This is a genomic window from Gemmatimonas sp. (assembly GCF_031426495.1).
Taxonomy (GTDB): Bacteria; Gemmatimonadota; Gemmatimonadetes; order Gemmatimonadales; family Gemmatimonadaceae; genus Gemmatimonas.
Genome location: NZ_JANPLK010000014.1, coordinates 18,125 through 37,571 on the forward strand (window position 1 = coordinate 18,125; position 19,447 = coordinate 37,571).

Sequence of the window (19,447 nt, forward strand, 5' to 3'; positions counted from 1 at the left end):
CAGGACCAGCAGCGCACGGCGTACCAATCGTGGGTGAGGATACAAAAAAGGCGTCCTCTCCCACGAGAAGACGCCCGAGCACGCGTGCACGTCGAATGGCTAGATACGACGACACGTGGCGCGAGCCCCCCCTCGAGGGTCTTCGTCCGAGAATGAGCGCGGGTCGTCTCCTGGCTCCGGGTCGCTCCACTCGCCTTCCCGACCCGAAGGTCAGTGGCATTATGAGTGTCGCTGCTGCATCGCGTGTGCGTTGCAGATCCCGTTACAGTGGCGGGGCCGCACCGGCATTAAACCGGTTTCCGTGTCCTGCGCTCTGAAATCAGTTGTCCGCCGCGCCGAATGCGCGGCACCAGCAACCTACCTCCGTGCTCCCATGTCGGCAAGCGCCGCGCCGAGGGCGCCCTTCAGCTCGCTGCGCCGGGTCTCGTAGGCCTTCTTCACGGTATCCGACGGCTCGGCGATGCGAGCGTACGTTTCATCGAGCGCGGCGATCTCCTGCGCGAGGCGTTCGTGCAGCGGCGCATCGGATTCGCGCGGGCGTAACGTGGGCTCGACGGCCACCCGATTCGCGGCGCGACGCTGCATCGAGCGCATGAGCACGACCATCATCAGCATCCCGATCGCCACAAGCAATCCGGCGATGTACAGATTGCGTCCCGGCGCGCCGGACGATGGGAGTTCGATGATCAGCTCTGCATTCGACTGCACATCCTGTGACAGGAAGCGCCGGAAGTTGCGACCTTCGAGCGTGACTGGATCGACGTTGGCGAAGCCTTTCCCAGTGACGAATCCCTGCGGCTCTTCAAGCAGGACTTCGAACACGACGGCACCGCCTTCGGCCCGCATCGACAGCGGGAAACTGCTGTTCGGCACCTTGTACGAAAAGGCGACCTGCTTGATGCCGGGCGCGATCGGCGCGTACACCGAGACGCGACCGGGACCCGCGACAAAGGCGACGGGTGAGATCTCGCCTTCGTTCGCGCGCACATCGAGTGCCGAGGCCGGAATGGAGATGCTCCACGTGGGCATCGGCGACGTCGTGTCCGTTGCGACCAGGGTGCGCAGACTGTCGTTCGACAGTTCGAACACTTCGATCACGGTGCGGAACTGCGTCGTGTCGGACTTGCCGACGATCAGATGTCGACCCTTCACGGTGAGCTGGAAGCGCACTGACGTCGTGTCGAACACCGTAATCTCGGCGTCGTCACCGCGCGCGTCGACGGTCTTGAGTGGCGGCGTGAAATAGGCGATGCCTCCCCATGTCGTCGACGCGAAGTAGACACCATCCGCCGTGCCGAAGGGCGTCCACCGGAAGCGATAGTGTCCTTGCGCGTCAGTGCGGATGGAGTCGATCGGTCCAGCGGTGTCCTTGCCGACGCGATGCAGCGTGACCCACGCACCGACGGCCGGTCCCATGCCGGTGGAGTCCGCGTTGACCCTGACGGGACGTCGAACGCGTCCATCGACGGAGCGCGGTTGCGCGTGCAACGTCGTGGCGGTCGCGGCGGCGGTCGCGGCGACGAGGGTCAGCGCGAGAAGTCGGAAGAACGACGGGAGTCGGGACACGCGGTGGACAATCGGGTGGGGGAGCGGAAACGTCAGGGCGAGAACTTGCCGAAGTCTTCCGGCCGGAGGTTCTCGAGATAGGCCTTGAGCTGTTCGGCCGTCAGTTCGCTGTCGGAGGCGTGGACGGAGAAGTCATCGCCGTCGTCATCCTGATCGTCGTCGAGCGCAGTGAGCAATGCGGACGGCGCGAAGATCGGCGCGTCGAGCCGCAGGGCAATCGCGATACTGTCGGACGGACGGGCGTCGACCTCGACTACGCCGATGGGTCCGTCGATCTGCATCTCGGCGTAGTACGTGTTCTTTTGTACGCGAGTGATGGAGACGCGGCGCAGCGTGCCACCGAGCCCGATGATGAGCGACTTGCAGAGGTCGTGCGTGATCGGCCGTTCGCGCTTCACCGAATTCATCTGCATCACGATCGACTCCGCCTCCGGCTGCCCGATCCAGATGGGCAGGACGCGCTTCCCGCCTCGTTCGCGGAGAATGACGACGTAGGAATTCGTCGCGCTGTCGAGCCCGAGTCGGGCCACCGTGACTTCAACCATCATCGTTACTCCTCGTGCAGGCGAACGCGAGGACGGCACGCCGTCCGCGGGGCACACCGCTCGGCACGTGTGGTGCGGAGCGGTGCCCCCTCGCGGATCACCGAATGGCGCGCTTGAGCGCGGCGACGCGGTCGGTGCGTTCCCATGTGAACGTGGTGCGGGCCGAGCGGCCGCGCCCCACGGTTTCCGGACGGCGACCGAAATGCCCGTACGCGGCGGTGGCCTGATAGATCGGCTTGCGCAGGTCCAAATCACGCGTGATGCCGCGCGGCGTGAGGTCGAACACCTCGTTCACCGCGGCCTCGATCGCCCGGTCGGACACCACGCCGGTCCCGAAGGTCTGGACGTACACCGACACCGGCTGGACGACACCGATCGCATAGGCTACCTGCACTTCACAGCGCGAGGCGAGCTTCGCCGCCACGATGTTCTTGGCCACCCACCGCGCCGCGTAGCAGGCCGAGCGATCGACCTTGGACGGATCCTTCCCACTGAAGGCGCCGCCACCGTGACGGCCCATGCCGCCGTACGTGTCGACGATGATCTTGCGTCCGGTCAGACCGGCATCACCCTGCGGGCCACCAATGACAAAGCGGCCGGTGGGATTGATGTGGGTCTTGAGGCGCTTGGGCAGATACTCCTCGGGAATCGACGCCATGATGACGTCGTCGAGGATGGCGCGACGGAGCTTGGTGTTCGACACCTTCTCGTCGTGCTGCGTGGAGATGACGACCGTGTCGACGGCAATCGGACGATCGCCTTCGTAGATCACCGAGACCTGCGCCTTGCCGTCGGGGCGGAGCCACGGCAGCGAGCCGTCCTTGCGCAGCGCCGACAGGCGGTGCGTGAGGGCGTGCGCAAGCTGGATGGGCAACGGCATGAGTTCCGCCGTTTCGTCGGTCGCATAGCCGAACATCATGCCTTGGTCGCCGGCGCCGCCGGTGTCCACGCCTTGCGAGATGTCGGGCGACTGCGCGTCGATCGTGCTCATGACGGCGCAGGTCTTATTGTCGAAACCGAAGTTGGCGTCGGTGTAGCCGATCCCTTCGATGGTCTTGCGCACGATCTCCGGCAGCGGCACGTAGGCCGACGTCGTGATTTCGCCGGCGATCACCACCAAGCCGGTCGTCACCAAGGTCTCACAGGCGACGCGCGCTGCGGGATCCTTGGCCAAGATGGCGTCGAGCACGGCATCCGAAATCTGATCCGCGATCTTGTCCGGATGTCCTTCGGTCACGGACTCCGACGTAAACAGGTGACGATCGGCCACGCAGCACTCTGGGTAGAAGGTTCGTGCGAGAGGGTCTCGCGTAGACTAGTCCGCTATGAAAGTGCGGGCAACCCGCCCGACTGGGCGGCCGCATCGAGTTCGGTACGCAAACGACGACGCAACAGTGTTTCCGCTTCGCGCGCGGTTCCGGCCGCGAGTGCGGCCTGGGCCGCATCCTGCGCCGCGGCCATCCGCACGCTGCGAATGACCCGCTTTACTTCACCGACGGCCCGCGGGGCCACGCTGAGCTGACGGATGCCGAGTCCCATGAGGGCGAACACCGCCAGCGGTTGGGAGCCCATTTCGCCGCAGACGCAGACATCGATGCCGTGGGCCGCCCCGGTGGCCTGCACCTGCGCGATCAGGCGAAGCACGGCGGGATGGAACGGCGTGAAGCGGGGGGCGAGGTTCGCGTTGCCACGGTCGACGGCGAGCGTGTACTGGACGAGGTCGTTCGAACCGATGCTGAAGAAGTCGACGTCACGCACCAGCGTATCACTGGCAATGGCGGCGGCCGGCGTTTCAACCATCACGCCCAGCGGTACATCAGCCCGGAATGGAATGCGACGTGCAGCCAGTTCGGCCACGGCTACGTCGATCAACTGGCGTGTTTCCCGCACTTCGTCGACGGTGACGACCAGCGGCAGCATGATGCGCAGATCGCCGTGCACCCCGGCGCGCAGCAGCGCGCGGAGCTGCACCTTGAACATTTCGCTCTCGTCGAGACACATGCGGATGGCGCGCCAGCCGAGGAACGGATTGGCCTCGCTGGGGAATCCGCCTACCGGCAGTTTGTCGCCGCCGACATCGAACGTGCGAATGATGACGGGACGCGTGCCGAAGGCCTGAATGACTTTCTTGTAGGCCTTGTACTGTTCTTCCTCGTCGGGCATCGTGGCGCGGCCGACGACGAGGAACTCCGTACGCATGAGGCCCACGCCATCGGCACCACTGGTCGCGCTCATCTCCGCTTCTTCGGGGATGTCGACGTTGGCGCGAATGACCATGCGCACGCCATCGGGAGTGATCGCTTCGCTGTGCGCGATCTCGCGCATCTCGCCGACGCGACCGGCCTCCTGCTCCACACGCAAACGCGCGTCCTCGAGTTCGTGCTCGGAGGGCGCGATCAGCAGCGTGCCTTCGGCACCGTCGAGAATCGCGATCTGACCGGGCACGAGAAACGACAACGCATTCCGTAAGCCGACGACGGCCGGGAGCCCCAGCGAACGCGCGAGGATCGCGACGTGCGCCGTGGCCGTCCCGGCTTCGGTGGCGATGGCCGCGATGCAGTTGCGATCGAGCTGCATCGTGAGCGACGGCGTGAGATCGTGCGTGACCAGAATCGCGTGCGCGCCGGGCGGCACGTCGACCGGGTCGTGGTCGGGGAGATCGAGCAACATGGAGAGCACACGGATGTGCACGTCCATGAGATCGCCGACTTTTTCGCGCAGCATCGGCGCCGAGTGGCGCGCGAAATGCTGCCGCCATTCCAGCAGAATGAGATCGAAGGCCTTCTCGGCCCCGAGATTCTGGCGAATCAGGGCTTCCGTGCTCCGCGTGAGTTCGCCGTCGCCGAGGATGGAGATCTGCACGTCGAAGATCGCTGCTTCCTCGGGCCCCGCCTGCTGCTCCGCTCGCGCGCGCAGATGGCGCAGGCGCTCGCGGGCGCGTTCGAAGGCATCGTGCAAGCGCACGATCTCCGCCTCGATGGCATCGTCATCGATGAGGCGATGCTTCACCTCGGGCACCTCCCAGCGCAGGAGATGCACCGGTCCGACGACGATTCCCGGCGACGCGGGAATGCCGCGGAGCACGGACTGCATCAGCTCTCCCCGAACCGCGACGCGACGAGCGCGGCCAGCGACTCCAGCGCATCGTCGGCATCGGGCCCGGACGCGCGCAGCGTGATCATGGCCCCGTGTTCGGCGGCGAGCATCATGACCCCCATGATGCTCTTGCCGTTCACTTCGAGATCATCGCGCGAGATCGTGATGTCGCTCTTGAAGCGTGACGCGGCCTTGACCATTTCAGCGGCCGGTCGAGCATGGAGTCCATGCTTATTCGCGATTTGAACCGATCGTTCAGCCATCAACGGACCACCGAGTAGAGGACGAAGGCCGCGAGCAGGAACAGGACGACGCGCCATCCCTCGGCGCGCCCCTGCAGTCGCACAAGGAGTACGGCCAGGAGCGGCGTCACGACAGCGACGCCCACGGGGATGGGAGTCAGCGGCGCCGGTCCGCCCATCGCACGATGGACCGCGAGGGGCAGCGCCAAGCCACCCAACACCGCCGATACCCGTCCAATGTAGCGCGGACCGTGCTGAAGTACCGGATGCCCGAGGGCGGTAGCCACGCGCAACCCATGACGCCAGCCGGCACGGAGGGCCCAATCGCGCAAGCCAAAATGCCCAAGGTTGTACAGCCCGAGAAAGCCGAGCGCGACCACGAGCGCCGACCCGCCGACGCCGAAGAGGAGCAGCGCCACGAGCGAGCAGGCCGGCAACCACGCGGCCCAGACGAGGCGGTCGCCGACGCTGCCGAGCGGCCCGCAGAGGGCCGTACGGAAGCGCTCGATGCGCTGCGGAGCGACCTGCTCCACTTCGGCCCGGGCGAGTGCGCCGATGGCGAGGGCGGCAAGATACGGGTGCGCGTTGAAGTACACCGACTGCCGCGCCAACGCCTCCCGGTAGAGCGGCCCATCGACGCCACCGGGAAGCTGGCGCAGGGCCGGTTCGACACAGAAACCCACGCCGTTGCCGACCAGGATCTCGTAGTTCCAGGAGCCCTGAATCGCCAGGCAGCGCAAATAGATGGACAGCCGCAGCGCGGTGTCCATTTCCGGCGCCGACGCCATCCCCGCGACGGGCATGCTGACCGTCTCGGTGCGCAGCGCGTCCTGACCGAGCTGTTCTTCAGGCACCGAGCACCACCATCAGCGTGCCGACGGCTAGCGAAATCAGGAATAGGCGGCGGGTGCCACTGATGGCGTGGAAGTCCTTCCACACCGAGGCCGCGGCGACCGCGGCCACGCACGTCACCACGATGGCGCGCGAGAGGTCCTCAGGCACGCTCCAGCGGCCGTTCACGCGTGCAGCAAGGAGAGACCCGGGAATAAAGCAGAGCGCGCCGAGGAGTGCCCCCCTGACGAGATCGAGGGTCATGCCGAACACCTGCAGGCCGACCACGGTGTTGCGATTGCCGGCGGCGAGCTGACCAAGGCGCGGACGGGCGAAGCTGGCGATGATCTGGCGATGCTTGATCATGGTGAGCCCGCCGATCCACGCCGTGGCGATGCCGAGGGCGACCGCGACGGCGAAGGCTCCAGCCAGGGGCATCGATCCCGCGCTCGCACCGGTGGCCGCCACGGCACCCGCCACCACCGACGCGCTCCCCCACTCCGGATATCGGGAAGCGCCGACCGGCAGGGCTTCAAGGGCCAGGCACTCGAGCGCCGCGCCGCAGACGAGACCAGACATCGGCGCGCCGACAAAGGCACCGCCCAGGGTCGCGGCCACGATCGGGCGCGAGATCATGGCCTGCGGAAAGCTGACCACGTCGAGCCCGATGACACCGGCGAGGAGCGACAACGGCAGAACGTCGAGCCACCACGTGGGCGCCGCCATCACGCGCCCGTGGTGGACGTCAGCAGTTCGCCCAGCGGCACGGGACGCGCGCTGGGGACATCTTGGGCCGACACATCGACTCCCAGCGCGGCGATATCACGTAGCCCTTGCTCCTCGGCGGGCGTGAGAAACACGAACCGCAGCCTTTGGACGCGACCGGGCGAGTGATGCACGCCGCCGACATTCACGGCCCGAATGCGCCCGTCCGCCTTCGAGACGAGTCGGCCCATGGTGCCGATGTCGCCCACCAGCACGATGCCGGGCTCCGGACGTCTCTGCACTTCGGCGAGATGCGCGGCGGCATCCTCGACCGTGTAGAACAGGACGGACATCTCGGGGGGTACGCCCATGCGATAGAGCTCCTGCTCCCACTCGCTCGACGCGACCTCATCGTCGACCAAGACGATGAAACGGAGCTCGAGCGGTTGTCCCCATCCGACCACCACCTGGCCGTGAATGAGCCGATCGTCAATGCGATACAGCGCGATGGGCATCGGTTCAGCCGCCGTGCACAGCCATCGACGCGCGACCGCGCTCGAGGGCGGCGTTCACGGCGACGACGGGATCGACCGATTCCTGCATCGCGAAATCGAGGAGGAGCGAGAGGTTGATCCCGGTCACGAGCAGCACGCCGGGGCGCGCCCGGATCATCCGACGCACGGCCATCGTGCAACTGCCAGCGGGCAGGTCCGTGAAGATCACGCGCGCGCCGGTCTCATCGACGGCGCGCGCCAGCGTGTCCTGGATGTCGTCGAGACAGAGCCCGGAGTTGGACATCGCCAGAAACGAGGCGCCGCGGCCGGTGATCTGGTCGACGGCCGAAATGATGCCGGTGGCAAACGATCCATGACCGGCGACAATGGCACGGACAGTCGCTGATACGACGTCGGTGTCGGTCGCAGTGTTCACGTGTTCATCCCCATCACTCGTCATCCTCCTGCAGGTATCGCTGCACATCGGACGTCCGGCGCATCTGGCCAATCAACCGTTCGTTGAATGCCGTGGCCGAATCATAGCCGCGATAATACCGCAAGAGGTGATTCATCGCGATGACTTCGGCGATGACCGTAATGTTCTTTCCGGGATTGAGGTGCACGGTAATTTTCGGCACTTCGACACCGAGAATATCCTGCGTCTGCACGTCGAGACCCGTGCGATCGACCGAGGCCTCGGCATCCCATTCCTCGAGGATGACGACCACTTCGAGTCGCTTCTGCTGCCGCACGGCATGAATACCGAAAATGGCCGGTACGTCGAGCAGGCCGACGCCGCGGATCTCCATGAAGTGGCGCTGCAGTTCGTGCCCCTTCCCGATGAGCACATCGTTGCCGCGACGCGACACGAATACCAAATCATCGGCAACGAGGCGATGACCGCGCTCGACGAGATCGAGTACGCATTCCGACTTACCGATGCCGCTCTTGCCGGTGAAGAACAGCCCGACGCCGTACACATCGGCGAGCGAGCCGTGCAGCGTGGTCGTGGGCGCGAACTGATCGGCGAGGTACGGCTTGATGAGCCGATAGAACTCGGCGGTCTTCAAGCGCGAGCGAAGGATCGTCACGCCGGCTTCCTCGGCCAGCCGCAGCAACGGCTCCGGCGGCTCGAGGTGCTTCGTAATGAAGGCGCAGGGAAGTGGAAAGCCGAAGAACTGTTCGAGATTGTTGATGCGCAGCTCTTCGCTGAGCGACTGCAGGTAGGTGATCTCGGTTTCGCCGAGCACCTGGATGCGCTGATACGGAAAGCGATTGAGGTAGCCGGCGAGGACGAGCCCCGGGCTTGACGCCTCGGGGCTCGTGATCTCACGATCGAGACCGGCGGCCGAACCGAGCAGCTCGAGTTCGAGCGGATCCTTCATCCGCTCGTAGAGCGTGCCCACTGTCAGGCGTCGACTCACCCGGTGCGATCTCCTTCGGTCGGTACGCGCCGCGAGCGGCGCACCCGCGACACCTGACTTTCAAGTCGGTGAACGGCGGCGCTCAGAGCCGGCGCGAACGCACGCGCATCGGCGTGGACGAACAGCTCTTTCGATCGCGCGCGTTGCAGCACGATCTCGACGCGGCGGGTCTCACCGTCTCCCACGAAACGCACGATGGCGTTGGCGACGCGATGCAATCGCTTCGCGAGGCGGATGACAGCGGCTTCGGCCTGTACACGGAGCGATTCCGTGACTTCGGCATGGTGCGCGTGCAGGATGATCTCCATCAGCGACCTTCCTCCTTTCCCACCACCTCGCGGAGGTGAGCTTCAGTCTCTCTGGCAGCGTTTTCCCAAGTAAACGCCTCGGCGAAACGCCGCGCAGCGATCCCCAGGCGTTCGACGAGCGCTCGCTCGCCGCTGAGGTACCGCATCGACTCGGCCATCGCAGCGACATCGCCGTGCGGAACGAGAAAGCCTGTCTCGCCATGCCGCACGGACTCGCGAATCCCCGGAGAATTCGACGCAATCACCGGAGTTCCGCTTGCCGCTGCCTCCAGATTCGTGATCCCCCATCCCTCCTTCGGTGAAGCGAACACAAACGCCCAGGCCCGTCGAAGCAGGGCGCACTTCTGAGTCTCGTCAATACGTCCTAAAAACCGTACCCGCGAGGCCACCCCAAGGGTTCCCGCCAACTGTTCGAGTTCGGCGCGGAATTCGCCAGCCCCCGCGATCTCCAGTGTAGCCTCTGGGACGCCACATTGTGCGAACGAGCGCAGGACCAGGTCGACCCCTTTGTACTTCTTCAGTCGACCGAGGTAGGCGAATACGGGACGATCCGCACGCTGGGCGGGCTCAGGCGTGTATATATCGGTGTCAATACCCGGAAAAATGACACGAATCCGATCGCGGTGCACTCTCCGGGACACGAGGTCGTCCCGGGTGCTTTCGCTAATGGCCTCAAATGCGCAGCGACGATACACGACCGGGAGTGGTCGCTCGGCGAGCCACACCGCCGTCGCCAAGGGCGCGGCCAGCTCCTGAAAGGCGGTGCCACCGAACAGGTGCGGGACCAGGGCCACGATCGGAGGCGCCTGCCACCACGGCGTGAACACCGGCACCTTGTTGATGTCTTCGACGAGCACGTCGAATTTCTGATCGGCGAAGTGCTGGTGCCAGTGCCTGCGCACGAGCAACGGGAACGTGGCGCGAGTGCCGACGCGGTGCACGTCGATGCCATCGAGCGTGGCGCGCGGTGGGCAGCCGGGCCACCCGCCGCAAAGGAGCATGACGTGGTGCCCGCGACTCGCCAGCCGGCCGAAGATCTCGTGCAGATGGATCTCAGCGCCACCCGCGAGCGGATTCTCACGGCACTGCCAGTTGACGACCGCGATCCGCAGCCGGTCGCCCGGCCGTGCGGCGCTTCCGCTCACAGGCGCCCGAGTTTTCGGGCGTAGGCGTCGAGCACCCCGTTCACGAAGCGCGCGCTGCGCGTCGTGCCGTAGCGCTCGGCCAAGTGTACCGCCTCTTGCAGGACCACCTTCACCGGCGTCTCATTACGATCGAGCTCGGCGGCCGCGAGACGGAGCACGCTGCGTTCGATGGCACCGAGGCGTTCGAGTCGCCAGTTGTTGGTGACCTGCGCGAGGTCGGCATCGAGTTGGGCACACTTGTCGGCGACCGTGGCCACCAGCCGCGAGGCGAACTGACGCTCCTCGGGATCGACGGCGAGATCGTCGAAGACGTGCGTGGCGATCTTGCGCAGCTGCGTGAGATCACGGAGATCGGCGGCGTACAGGGCCTGCAGCGCGCGGGCGCGCCCGCGGGTTTCCACGCGCTCGCCTTTCGTGGCGGCACGATTCCCACGAGAGCGGCGACCGGCGCGAGGGGCCAGCGGTTCCTGGACTGGTGTGTCCCAGAACGCGTCATCCTGCATGTTGGCCACTATTCGTCCCCTTCGAACTCTTCGGACGGCGTGACCTGATCGAACAGGTCGAGCATTTCGAGCGCCGCCATCGCGGCTTCCGCACCCTTGTTCCCATGCACGCCACCAGCGCGCGCCTCGGCCTGTTCCATGTTGTCGGTGGTGAGCACACCCATCGTGACCGGCATGTCGAAGTCGCGCATCGCGTCCATTAACCCACGCGACGTTTCGCCCGCGACGATGTCGAAATGCGGCGTATCGCCGCGCACGACCGCGCCAACGGCCACCGCGGCGTCGTAGCGCTCGGTGGCGAGCGCACGCCGCACCGCGACCGGGATCTCCCAGGCACCGGGGACCCAGAGCACGTCGATGTCGTCGAACTTCACGCCCTGCCCTACCAACGCGCCCACCGCCCCCTCGGCGAGTGGCATGGTGATGCCCTCGTTGAAGCGACTGGCGATGACGACAATGCGGCGACCTTCACCGCGCGGACTACCGTTGAACTCGGCCATCAGGAATACGTCTCAGATTGCGAACAGGTGACCGAGCTTTGTGCGCTTCGTTTCGAGATACGAGGCGTTTTCGTCGGTGGAGGGAGCTTCGATGCGGACTCGATCCTTGAGGATCAGACCGTAGCCATCGAGACCCACGAGCTTGCGGGGATTGTTGGTGAGCAGGCGAATGGAGCGCGCACCCATGTCGAGCAAAATCTGGGCGCCGATGCCATAGTTGCGGAGGTCGTCCTTGAAACCCAACTGTTCGTTGGCTTCCACCGTGTCGGCGCCTTTGTCCTGCAGTTCGTACGCCTTGAGCTTGTTGAGCAGCCCGATGCCGCGACCTTCCTGATCGAGATACACGATCACGCCCTTGCCTTCGGCCTGAATCATCTGCATGGCGGTATCGAGCTGCCAGCCGCAATCGCAACGACGCGAGTGGAAGACGTCGCCGGTGAGGCACTTCGAGTGCATGCGAACGAGCACGCCTTCCGCGTCGGCCACGTCGCCGAAGGCAATCGCAATGTGCTCACGCGCGTCGACGTCGTTCTTGTACCCCACGATGCGCCACTCGCCGTAGTCCGTGGGGAGTCGTGCTTCGGCCACGCGATGCACCAAGCGTTCGTTCTTGAGGCGGTACGCCACCAATTGCGCAATCGTGATGAACGTGAGGCCATGCGTCTTTGCAAAGACCTCGAGCTGCGGACGACGCGCCGTGGTGCCGTCCTTGTTCAGGATCTCACAGATCACGCCAGCCGACCGCAGACCGGCAAGCCGAGCGAGGTCGACGGCGGCTTCGGTGTGTCCCACGCGCTGCAGCACGCCGCCGTCACGCGCACGCAGCGGATGAATGTGCCCCGGCACGCGAAGATCCGCGCGCGTGCTACCGGGGTCGACGGCGACGCGAATGGTGGTGGCGCGATCACTAGCGCTGATGCCCGTGCTCACGCCGTACTTCGCCGCGGCATCGATGCTGACGGTGAAGGCGGTGTGCATCGCTTCGGTGTTTTCGTCGACCTGCATCTCGAGTCCGAGATGATCGGCGAGGGCATTCTCCATGGCGAGGCAGATCATACCCTTGGCGTCGAGCATGAAGTTGACCATTTCGGGCGTCACCATTTCGGCGCCGCAGACCAGGTCGCCTTCGTTCTCACGATCTTCGTCGTCGGCGACGATTACGAACTTGCCGGCCGCAATGTCGGCCAACGCCTGTTCGACGGTGCCGAACGTCAGTTCCTGCGCCTCGTCGCCCGCTGCCGTGCCCGTTGCCGTGCGCGTTGCCGTCATGCGACTTCAACCCCTGCGCTGCGCCAAGGCGTCAGCAACCGTTCGACGTGCTTTGCAAGCACATCCGCTTCGACATGCACCCGATCGCCGGCGACGAGTTCGCCGAGCGTGGTGTGCCGTTTGGTGTATTCGATAATGGAGAGCTGGACACCGTCGTCGAGCAACGCGTTCACCGTGAGGCTCACACCGTTGACGGTGATGGAGCCGTGCGCGACCATGAGCGGACGCAAGGCGACAGGAAGGACCACGTCGATGAGCCAGGCGTCGCCGACTTGCTCGGTGCGCGTGACGACGCCGAGGTCGTCGACGTGGCCGAGCACCAGGTGGCCGCCGAGACGATCACCGAGGCGCATGGCGCGCTCCAGGTTGACGTGCGAGTCGGGGCGCCACGCATCAATCGTGGTGCGGCCGAGGGTGGTGATGACGGCGGCGACCGTGAACCACGCGCTGCCATCGTCATGCGCGCCATGTGCGCGCACGGTCAGGCACGCGCCATTGACGGCGATGCTCTCGCCGTCGATCAGGTCGGTATAGCGGCAGCGGATGCGCAACTCGCGCCCGGCCGGCGTGTCGGCGACGTGGGTAATAAGTCCCAGGTCGTCCACGAGCCCCGTGAACATCCTCTCGTCAGTCTCCAGAAACAGCGTAGACGGTCATCAGGTCGGCACCCAGTGCCTTCCGCTCCACGACGCGCATCCGAGGCGCCTGCCCGGCCCGCTGCGCCGGAAGCGCGGCGAAGGCCGACAAGGCGCCGGCGCCGAGGATAACCGGTGCCTGAAAGATAACCAGTCGGTCGACGAGTCCGGCGGCCAGTAGCGAAGAACCGAGGATAGCCCCGCCCTCAACCAACAGATGCCGGACGCCGCGGGTGCCCAATTGCCTCAGGGCCTCAGCGGTGGAGGCGACAACGACGGTCTCCACGCCGGCCTCGCGGAGGGCCGACTCCGCGTCCGGAAAGGCGCCACAGGTGAAATCGATCACGGGGAGTTCACGGGCCGACTGGACCAGCTGCCCGCCGAGCGGCAGCCGGGCGCCCCGGTCGAAGACCACCCGTAACGGCGGGCGTCGCGGCGGCGTGCCATGGCGGACGGTGAGTGCCGGGTCATCGGCTAGGGCGGTACCGATTCCGACGCCGATCGCATCACTGTCGGCCCGCAGCGCATGGACGGCCGCGCGGGCCTCCTCGCCGGTCAACCAACCGGGCTGGCGCGAGGCGTCGACAATGGCGCCGTCGATGGAGACGGCCAGTTTCAGTGTCACGAAGGGGCGACCCGCCCCCCGCGCCACGAAGAAGAACGGCGCGTTCTGGTCGAGCGCCTCGCGCTCGAGCACCCCGGCGCTGACCGCGATCCCGGCCGACTCGAGGCGGGCGGACCCGCCGGCGGCCTTGGGGTTGGGATCATGCGCGGCGAAGACGACCCGAGACACGCCGGCCGCGATGAGGGCTTCTGAACAGGGGCCAGTCTTTCCCGTGTGATTGCAGGGCTCGAGCGAGACATAGGCGGTGGCCCCACTCGCGCACGGGCCGGCTTCCATGAGCGCGGCGACTTCGGCGTGGGCCTGGCCATATTCGGCATGCCACCCTTCGCCGACGATCCGCCCGTGCTGCACGATTACCGCGCCGACCTTGGGATTGGGCGCAACCCGACCCGCGCCACGCTCGGCGAGTTCGAGGGCGCGACGCATGAAGCGGACGTCGTCGTCCGACGATGTGGGCAGCGGCCCGTTAGAACCTGAAAGCGATACCGAGCGATCCGTAGCGATACCCTTCATCGGCCTTCCGGCCGCCGAACTGATTGACCGTTTCCCGCACGGTGCCTTCGCTCGACCAGCCGTACTCGCCCACGAGCCTAGCCAGACCGAGACCGAGCGAGGCGTTCACGAAGGCGGTGTTTCGCTTGGTCGTGTAGCGCAGGTCGGGAAGCTCCACGAGAAAGCGCTGATTGGCACCGAGTACGGTTTCGTTGACCGACGCCCGCAGAGATGCCGAGCCTTCGATTTCATCGCGGCCCACGCCGGCGGCAATCCCGAAGATGGCGAAACGCTTGCTGGCCACGATGCGCAGTGCGTTCGACGTGACCGATGTGCCGGTGACGGTGAGCGTGTCGTTGTTCGGCGTGTAGCCGAGATCGACCGTCGGCATCTTCCGACGCATGTAGCTCACGCTGAGACCAGGAATGAAGGACGATTCCTGCAGTGCACCAACGCGCACGCCGTACTGAAAGGCGAACCCGCCATCCTTGGGCGCGACCTCGAATTTCGATTCCTTTACCGTCGGCAGATACGACGCGCCCAGCAGTACGTCGACACCGAGCGTGTTGGTGAGGCCAAGGGGGATGCCCGGGAAAACACCGATCGCGGCATCGGCCGACGGCAGCGGGATCGGCGTGCGCGCCGCACCGAAATCGGAGCCGACGGCGGAACCGGTCACGCTGATCGGCACCGAATTCTTCGGCAGCTGGCCGTCCACCGCGCTCACCCGAAACGAGAACGCACGCTTGGGCCAACCACCCAACGTCCCGCCTTCGCCGAGCACGGGATTACCGGATGACACCGCGATACCGATCTGCGGCACGACGAAGCCGAACAGATCGCGTCCCTTTTGGCAGGCGTCTGCCCCCGACACGACGCCGGGCGTCACGGTGCACGGCCCCGACGTCGTCTGTGCCGCGAGCGACGACGGCTGTCCTGCCCCAATTGCCGCGAACACGACGGCGGTGAGGCCAGCCACACGCCGCTGACGGGCACTCATGTGACTACCCCATCGAGGCGAACGCGACCCGTTCCTGGGACGACTGTGCCGCACTCCCACGCATCGATCCCGCACTCTGCGGCGCGCGCAGTGATGGCGCGCACGTTCTCTTGTGCCGTGATGACGACCATTCCCACTCCCATGTTGAAGGCTCGGAACATCTCGAGGGGAGCAACGGCTCCCGCTTCAGCAAGTACCCGGAAGGTCGAGGGGACGGTCCACGACGACGTGTCGACGTCGGCGTCCAGTGTGACGGGGAGCGCACGATTCAGGTTACCCGGAAGGCCACCGCCGGTGATGTGCGCCATCGCGTGCACGTGGCCAAGCATGGGCTTCAGACATTGCAGATACGAGCGATGCACCGCGAGCATGACATCGGCGACACTGGCACCACCCGCGTCGGGAAACGCATCGTGCACGCCGAGCTTGAGTCGATCGCTGATGATGCGACGCGCCAGCGAATACCCGTTCGTATGCAGTCCGTCGCTGGCCAGCGCGACGAGCGCATCGCCTTCGCGCACATTGGCACTGGTGATGACCTGCGACTCGTCGACGATGCCGACGATGAAGCCGGCGAGATCGTAGTCGGGGGGCGTATACACGCCCGGCATTTCGGCCGTCTCACCACCGATCAACGCACAGCTGTTCTCGCGGCACCCCGCCGCCACACCGGCCACCACACCTTCCACGACATGCGGCAGCAGCTTCCCGAATGCGACGTAATCGAGGAAGAACATCGGCACCGCCCCCTGCACGAGAATGTCGTTCGTGCAGTGATTGACGAGGCAGTGTCCGATGGTGTCGTGACGGTCGGCGTCTATCGCGATCTTGATCTTGGTGCCGACGCCGTCGGCGCTCGAGACCAGCAACGGCGCGCGGTAGCCCTCAGGGACACGGAACATGCCGCCGAATCCGCCGAACGCACCGCGCGCACCGGCCGTCAACGTGGACTGCACGAGCGTGGCGAGACGGTTCTTCGAATCTTCGGCGGCGTCGATGTCGACGCCCGCCGACCGATAGGTGAGCGGGGATTCGCCGGACGTGCTCACGCGCGGAGATCCTCGTCGAACGCCACCAGCTGACGGAACTCCTGCACGCGCGCGTCGATATCGGCGCGTGTGATTTCGAGCAGTCGACCGTTCGAGAACTTCTCGACGGCGAACGACCCCATCGCCGAGCCCACGACGACGGCACGTCGCATGGACGCGTCGCTCAAGTCGCCGCTGGCGGCGAGCGAGCCGATGAAGCCGCCGGCGAAGGAATCGCCGGCGCCGGTGGGATCGAACACCGACTCGAGCGGATACGCGGGGGCGAAGAAGACGCTCTCGCGCGTGAACATGAAGGCGCCGTGTTCGCCCTTCTTGATGAGCACGTGCTTCGGTCCCTTGTCGAGAATCCAGCGCGCGGCCTGCACCAGGTTGGTGTGCTCCGTGAGCTGGCGTGCTTCGCCGTCGTTGAGCGTGATCAGATCGACATGACCGAGCAGCTCGATGAGTTCCGGGCGACGCGACTCGATCCAGAAGTTCATGGTGTCGCACGCGACCAAACGTGGCTTCTCAACCTGCTCGAGCACCTGCAGCTGCAGGCGCGGATCGATATTGGCGAGAAATACGAACGGCGCCTTGCGGAACTGCTCGGGAATGTTCGGGCGAAAGTTGGAGAACACCCCGAGATGGGTCTCGAGCGTTTCGGCCGAGTTGAGATCGTGGCGATAGCGGCCACGCCAGCGGAAGCTGGAGCCGCTGACCTTTTCGAGTCCGGCCAGATCGACACCACGATCGGCGAGCGGCTGCAGGAGATCCACGGGGTAGTCGTCACCGACCACACCCACGAGCTGCACGGGCGCAAAGTGCGACGCCGACGACGAGAAGTAGGTGCCCGATCCGCCAAGCACATCATCGGCCTTGCCGAACGGCGTCTCGACGGAATCGAGCGCGACGGAACCGACGACGAGAACCTGACTGGCGGTACTGGGGAAACTGCTCACATGCGCTCCGGCGCGGACAGTCCGAGAATGCGCAATCCGGCGGCGATGCCGAGCTGCGTGGAACGGGCGAGCACGAGGCGCGCGCGCGTAATGGCCTCGGGTTCGCCGAGGACGTGATGCTTGTGATACCAGGTGTGGCCGGCTCGGGCCGTTTCCAGCAACCACGCCGCGATGCGATGCGGCTCGAGGTTGTCGGCCGCGCCCTTCACGGTCGCGGGGAAATCGAGCAGCTGCTTCACGAGTTCCTGTTCGGCGGGCTCCGTGAGCACCCCAAGGTCGACGCCGTTGCCGGTGACCGTGGTCGCGTCGATTTCGCCGACGCGGAAGATGCCGCACATGCGCGCGTGCGCCATCTGTACGTAGTACACCGGGTTCTCTTCCGACTGACTGCGGGCGAGATCGACATCGAACACGAGCTGCGAGTCGCCCTTGCGCATGAGGTAGAAGTAGCGCACGGCATCGCGACCGACTTCGTCGATGAGATCGCGCACGGTGACGTACGAACCGGCGCGCTTGGAGATCTTCACTTCTTCCCCGCCCTTCATGACGGTCACCATCTGATGCAACACGTAATCGGGATAGCCCTTGGGAATCCCAATCGCGAGTGCCTGCAGTCCAGCCCGTACGCGCGTGATCGTGCTGTGGTGATCAGCGCCCTGCACGTTGATCGCGCGATGATAGCCGCGCTCCCACTTCGTGACGTGATACGCGACGTCGGGCACGAAGTAGGTGTAGTCTCCGCCCTTGACTGCACTCTTCTTCATCACGCGATCTTTGTCATCACCGAAGTCGGTGGTGCGAAGGAACAGCGCGCCGTCTTCTTCGTACGTGTGCCCCGACTGCTTCAGCCCCTCGACGGTCTTGTTGACCGAGCCATCGGTGTAGAGCGAGCTCTCGAGGTAGTAGGTATCGAACTTGACGCCGAACGCCTGCATGTCGAGGTCCTGCTCATGGCGCAATGCCGCCACGGCGAACGCCTGCATCGCGGCGAGGTCGTTGCCCGCCGCGTCCTCCGCATGTTCGACGACATAGCGTTCGGCAATCTCTCGGATGTAGTCGCCGTGATAGCCGCCTTCCGGAATCTCGAGCGGCGCGCCACCGATGGCGCGCACGTGCGCCTGCGTGCTCTTCGCGAGGTTGGCGATTTGCGCGCCGGCGTCGTTGTAGTAGAACTCGCGATCGACCTTCCAACCGGTGTACTCCAGCAGCGTACTGATCGCGTCGCCGAGGGCCGCCTGACGACCGTGGCCGACATGCAGGGGACCGGTGGGATTGGCCGACACGAACTCCACGACCACGCGCTCACCGTGGCCGATGTCGAGCCGTCCGAAGGTGTCGGGCGACTCGAGAATGGTGAGCAGGCCGCGGGCCTGAAAGCCAGGATCGAGACGGAAATTCAGAAACCCCGGGCCGGCAATTTCCGCGGCCGTCACGCCGACGCTCGCCTTGTCCATCGCCGCGATGAGTGCTTCGGCAATGTCGCGCGGCTTCTTGCCGAGCGGCTTCGCAAGGGTCATGGCGAGATTGGTCGCCCAGTCGCCGAACGACGGATCGCGCGGCCGCTCGAGAATGGGGGAAACGTCGTCAGGCGCACCAAGCGTGCGCGCGGCGCGCGAGAGCTCGGCACGCAGGGCGTCGGCGTGAGTCACGGGGTCCGGGATGTCGAGAAGGAATACGCGCGAACGGCTCGCGTCATTCGGAAGACGAGGACGGCGTACTGGGCGAAGGCTTCGACGCGCTCTTGCTGTCGCTCTTCGTGTCGCTTTTGCTGTCGCTCGCGCTGTCGCTCTTGGTGCTGCTCTCGGCGGGCGAGGAGCCACCGCTGGTACGCTGGTCCTTCTTGCCGTCCTTGCCGTAATCCGTGATGTAGAACCCGGATCCCTTGAACAAGAGACTGGCGCCACCCGAGATGATACGCGTGGCCACTCCCGTTCCATCGGGCGTCGGAATGCTTTCCGGAACTTCAGAGATCTTGAAGCGCGCCTCGATGATGGACCCGTCGGGGCAGCGGAACTCGTAAGTCGGCATGGCTACGTTACTTGGCTAGGGTCAGACAGCCTTGAAACGTAGCCCGGTAGGC

Annotated in this window: 22 protein-coding genes and 1 riboswitch; all 22 genes read right to left on the reverse strand. The window is 65.6% G+C overall.

Translation table 11 applies throughout. The features are described from left to right. Window positions 1-143 precede the first annotated feature (143 nt). Window positions 144-369: riboswitch (cobalamin riboswitch) on the reverse strand. The 22 genes from RMP10_RS04245 to RMP10_RS04350 all read right to left on the reverse strand — a co-directional run bounded on the left by RMP10_RS04245 (window position 358) and on the right by RMP10_RS04350 (window position 19,395). Beyond that, window positions 358-1,566 carry a hypothetical protein gene (locus RMP10_RS04245; protein WP_310569180.1) on the reverse strand — a complete coding sequence of 403 codons (1,209 nt, stop codon included), beginning with the start codon at window positions 1,564-1,566 and terminating at the stop codon, window positions 358-360. It overlaps the preceding riboswitch by 12 nt. Window positions 1,567-1,598: 32 nt before the next feature. Continuing rightward, entirely contained in the window at window positions 1,599-2,114 is a 516-nt protein-coding gene (locus tag RMP10_RS04250; RefSeq protein WP_310569181.1) for a bifunctional nuclease family protein, read from the reverse strand. 94 nt (window positions 2,115-2,208) lie between these two features. Continuing rightward, window positions 2,209-3,381, reverse strand: coding sequence for a methionine adenosyltransferase (gene metK / locus RMP10_RS04255; protein WP_310569182.1), 1,173 nt, complete (start codon window positions 3,379-3,381; stop codon window positions 2,209-2,211). 53 nt (window positions 3,382-3,434) lie between these two features. Next, window positions 3,435-5,204 carry a phosphoenolpyruvate--protein phosphotransferase gene (ptsP, locus tag RMP10_RS04260; protein WP_310569183.1) on the reverse strand — a complete coding sequence of 590 codons (1,770 nt, stop codon included), beginning with the start codon at window positions 5,202-5,204 and terminating at the stop codon, window positions 3,435-3,437. Beyond that, on the reverse strand, window positions 5,204-5,470 hold the full coding sequence (locus RMP10_RS04265; RefSeq protein ID WP_309671209.1) for an HPr family phosphocarrier protein: 267 nt from the start codon (window positions 5,468-5,470) through the stop codon (window positions 5,204-5,206). The genes ptsP and RMP10_RS04265 overlap by 1 nt, the downstream gene beginning before the upstream one ends. Next, the gene (locus RMP10_RS04270; RefSeq protein WP_310569184.1) at window positions 5,470-6,303 is read right to left on the reverse strand and encodes a PTS system mannose/fructose/sorbose family transporter subunit IID; all 834 of its coding nucleotides are present in this window, start codon (window positions 6,301-6,303) and stop codon (window positions 5,470-5,472) included. Before RMP10_RS04270 ends, RMP10_RS04265 begins: the two co-directional genes overlap by 1 nt. Next, window positions 6,296-7,006: a PTS sugar transporter subunit IIC gene (locus RMP10_RS04275; protein ID WP_309671227.1), complete on the reverse strand. Its 711-nt coding sequence runs from the start codon at window positions 7,004-7,006 to the stop codon at window positions 6,296-6,298. Before RMP10_RS04275 ends, RMP10_RS04270 begins: the two co-directional genes overlap by 8 nt. Beyond that, complete coding sequence (locus RMP10_RS04280; RefSeq protein ID WP_310569185.1) at window positions 7,006-7,500, reverse strand: PTS sugar transporter subunit IIB; 495 nt, start codon at window positions 7,498-7,500, stop codon at window positions 7,006-7,008. The genes RMP10_RS04275 and RMP10_RS04280 overlap by 1 nt, the downstream gene beginning before the upstream one ends. 4 nt (window positions 7,501-7,504) lie before the next feature. Next, window positions 7,505-7,915: a hypothetical protein gene (locus RMP10_RS04285; protein WP_310569186.1), complete on the reverse strand. Its 411-nt coding sequence runs from the start codon at window positions 7,913-7,915 to the stop codon at window positions 7,505-7,507. Window positions 7,916-7,928: 13 nt separating this feature from the next. Beyond that, window positions 7,929-8,903, reverse strand: coding sequence for an HPr(Ser) kinase/phosphatase (gene hprK, locus RMP10_RS04290; RefSeq protein ID WP_310569187.1), 975 nt, complete (start codon window positions 8,901-8,903; stop codon window positions 7,929-7,931). Next, window positions 8,900-9,211: an HPF/RaiA family ribosome-associated protein gene (locus tag RMP10_RS04295; RefSeq protein ID WP_310569188.1), complete on the reverse strand. Its 312-nt coding sequence runs from the start codon at window positions 9,209-9,211 to the stop codon at window positions 8,900-8,902. Before RMP10_RS04295 ends, hprK begins: the two co-directional genes overlap by 4 nt. Continuing rightward, window positions 9,211-10,356, reverse strand: coding sequence for a glycosyltransferase family 4 protein (locus RMP10_RS04300; RefSeq protein WP_310569189.1), 1,146 nt, complete (start codon window positions 10,354-10,356; stop codon window positions 9,211-9,213). Before RMP10_RS04300 ends, RMP10_RS04295 begins: the two co-directional genes overlap by 1 nt. Beyond that, window positions 10,353-10,859: a transcription antitermination factor NusB gene (gene nusB / locus RMP10_RS04305; RefSeq protein ID WP_310569258.1), complete on the reverse strand. Its 507-nt coding sequence runs from the start codon at window positions 10,857-10,859 to the stop codon at window positions 10,353-10,355. The genes RMP10_RS04300 and nusB overlap by 4 nt, the downstream gene beginning before the upstream one ends. Window positions 10,860-10,867: 8 nt before the next feature. Continuing rightward, window positions 10,868-11,359 (reverse strand): 6,7-dimethyl-8-ribityllumazine synthase, encoded by a 492-nt coding sequence (ribH, locus tag RMP10_RS04310; RefSeq protein ID WP_309671199.1) that lies wholly within the window; start codon window positions 11,357-11,359, stop codon window positions 10,868-10,870. Between the two features lie 12 nt (window positions 11,360-11,371). Next, on the reverse strand, window positions 11,372-12,628 hold the full coding sequence (locus RMP10_RS04315; protein ID WP_310569190.1) for a bifunctional 3,4-dihydroxy-2-butanone-4-phosphate synthase/GTP cyclohydrolase II: 1,257 nt from the start codon (window positions 12,626-12,628) through the stop codon (window positions 11,372-11,374). Beyond that, complete coding sequence (locus RMP10_RS04320) at window positions 12,625-13,248, reverse strand: riboflavin synthase (RefSeq protein WP_309671197.1); 624 nt, start codon at window positions 13,246-13,248, stop codon at window positions 12,625-12,627. Before RMP10_RS04320 ends, RMP10_RS04315 begins: the two co-directional genes overlap by 4 nt. A gap of 7 nt (window positions 13,249-13,255) precedes the next feature. Beyond that, on the reverse strand, window positions 13,256-14,401 hold the full coding sequence (gene ribD / locus RMP10_RS04325; RefSeq protein ID WP_310569191.1) for a bifunctional diaminohydroxyphosphoribosylaminopyrimidine deaminase/5-amino-6-(5-phosphoribosylamino)uracil reductase RibD: 1,146 nt from the start codon (window positions 14,399-14,401) through the stop codon (window positions 13,256-13,258). After that, entirely contained in the window at window positions 14,355-15,380 is a 1,026-nt protein-coding gene (locus RMP10_RS04330) for a hypothetical protein (RefSeq protein WP_310569192.1), read from the reverse strand. Before RMP10_RS04330 ends, ribD begins: the two co-directional genes overlap by 47 nt. Next, window positions 15,377-16,429 carry a phosphoribosylformylglycinamidine cyclo-ligase gene (purM, locus tag RMP10_RS04335; RefSeq protein WP_310569193.1) on the reverse strand — a complete coding sequence of 351 codons (1,053 nt, stop codon included), beginning with the start codon at window positions 16,427-16,429 and terminating at the stop codon, window positions 15,377-15,379. The genes RMP10_RS04330 and purM overlap by 4 nt, the downstream gene beginning before the upstream one ends. Beyond that, window positions 16,426-17,367 carry a PfkB family carbohydrate kinase gene (locus RMP10_RS04340; protein ID WP_309671193.1) on the reverse strand — a complete coding sequence of 314 codons (942 nt, stop codon included), beginning with the start codon at window positions 17,365-17,367 and terminating at the stop codon, window positions 16,426-16,428. Before RMP10_RS04340 ends, purM begins: the two co-directional genes overlap by 4 nt. After that, a complete protein-coding gene (argS, locus tag RMP10_RS04345) occupies window positions 17,364-19,016 on the reverse strand; it encodes an arginine--tRNA ligase (RefSeq protein WP_310569194.1) in 1,653 nt (550 codons plus the stop codon). The genes RMP10_RS04340 and argS overlap by 4 nt, the downstream gene beginning before the upstream one ends. Before the next feature lie 43 nt (window positions 19,017-19,059). Continuing rightward, window positions 19,060-19,395, reverse strand: a complete 336-nt coding sequence (locus RMP10_RS04350; RefSeq protein WP_309673046.1) for a hypothetical protein — start codon at window positions 19,393-19,395, stop codon at window positions 19,060-19,062. Window positions 19,396-19,447 lie beyond the last annotated feature (52 nt).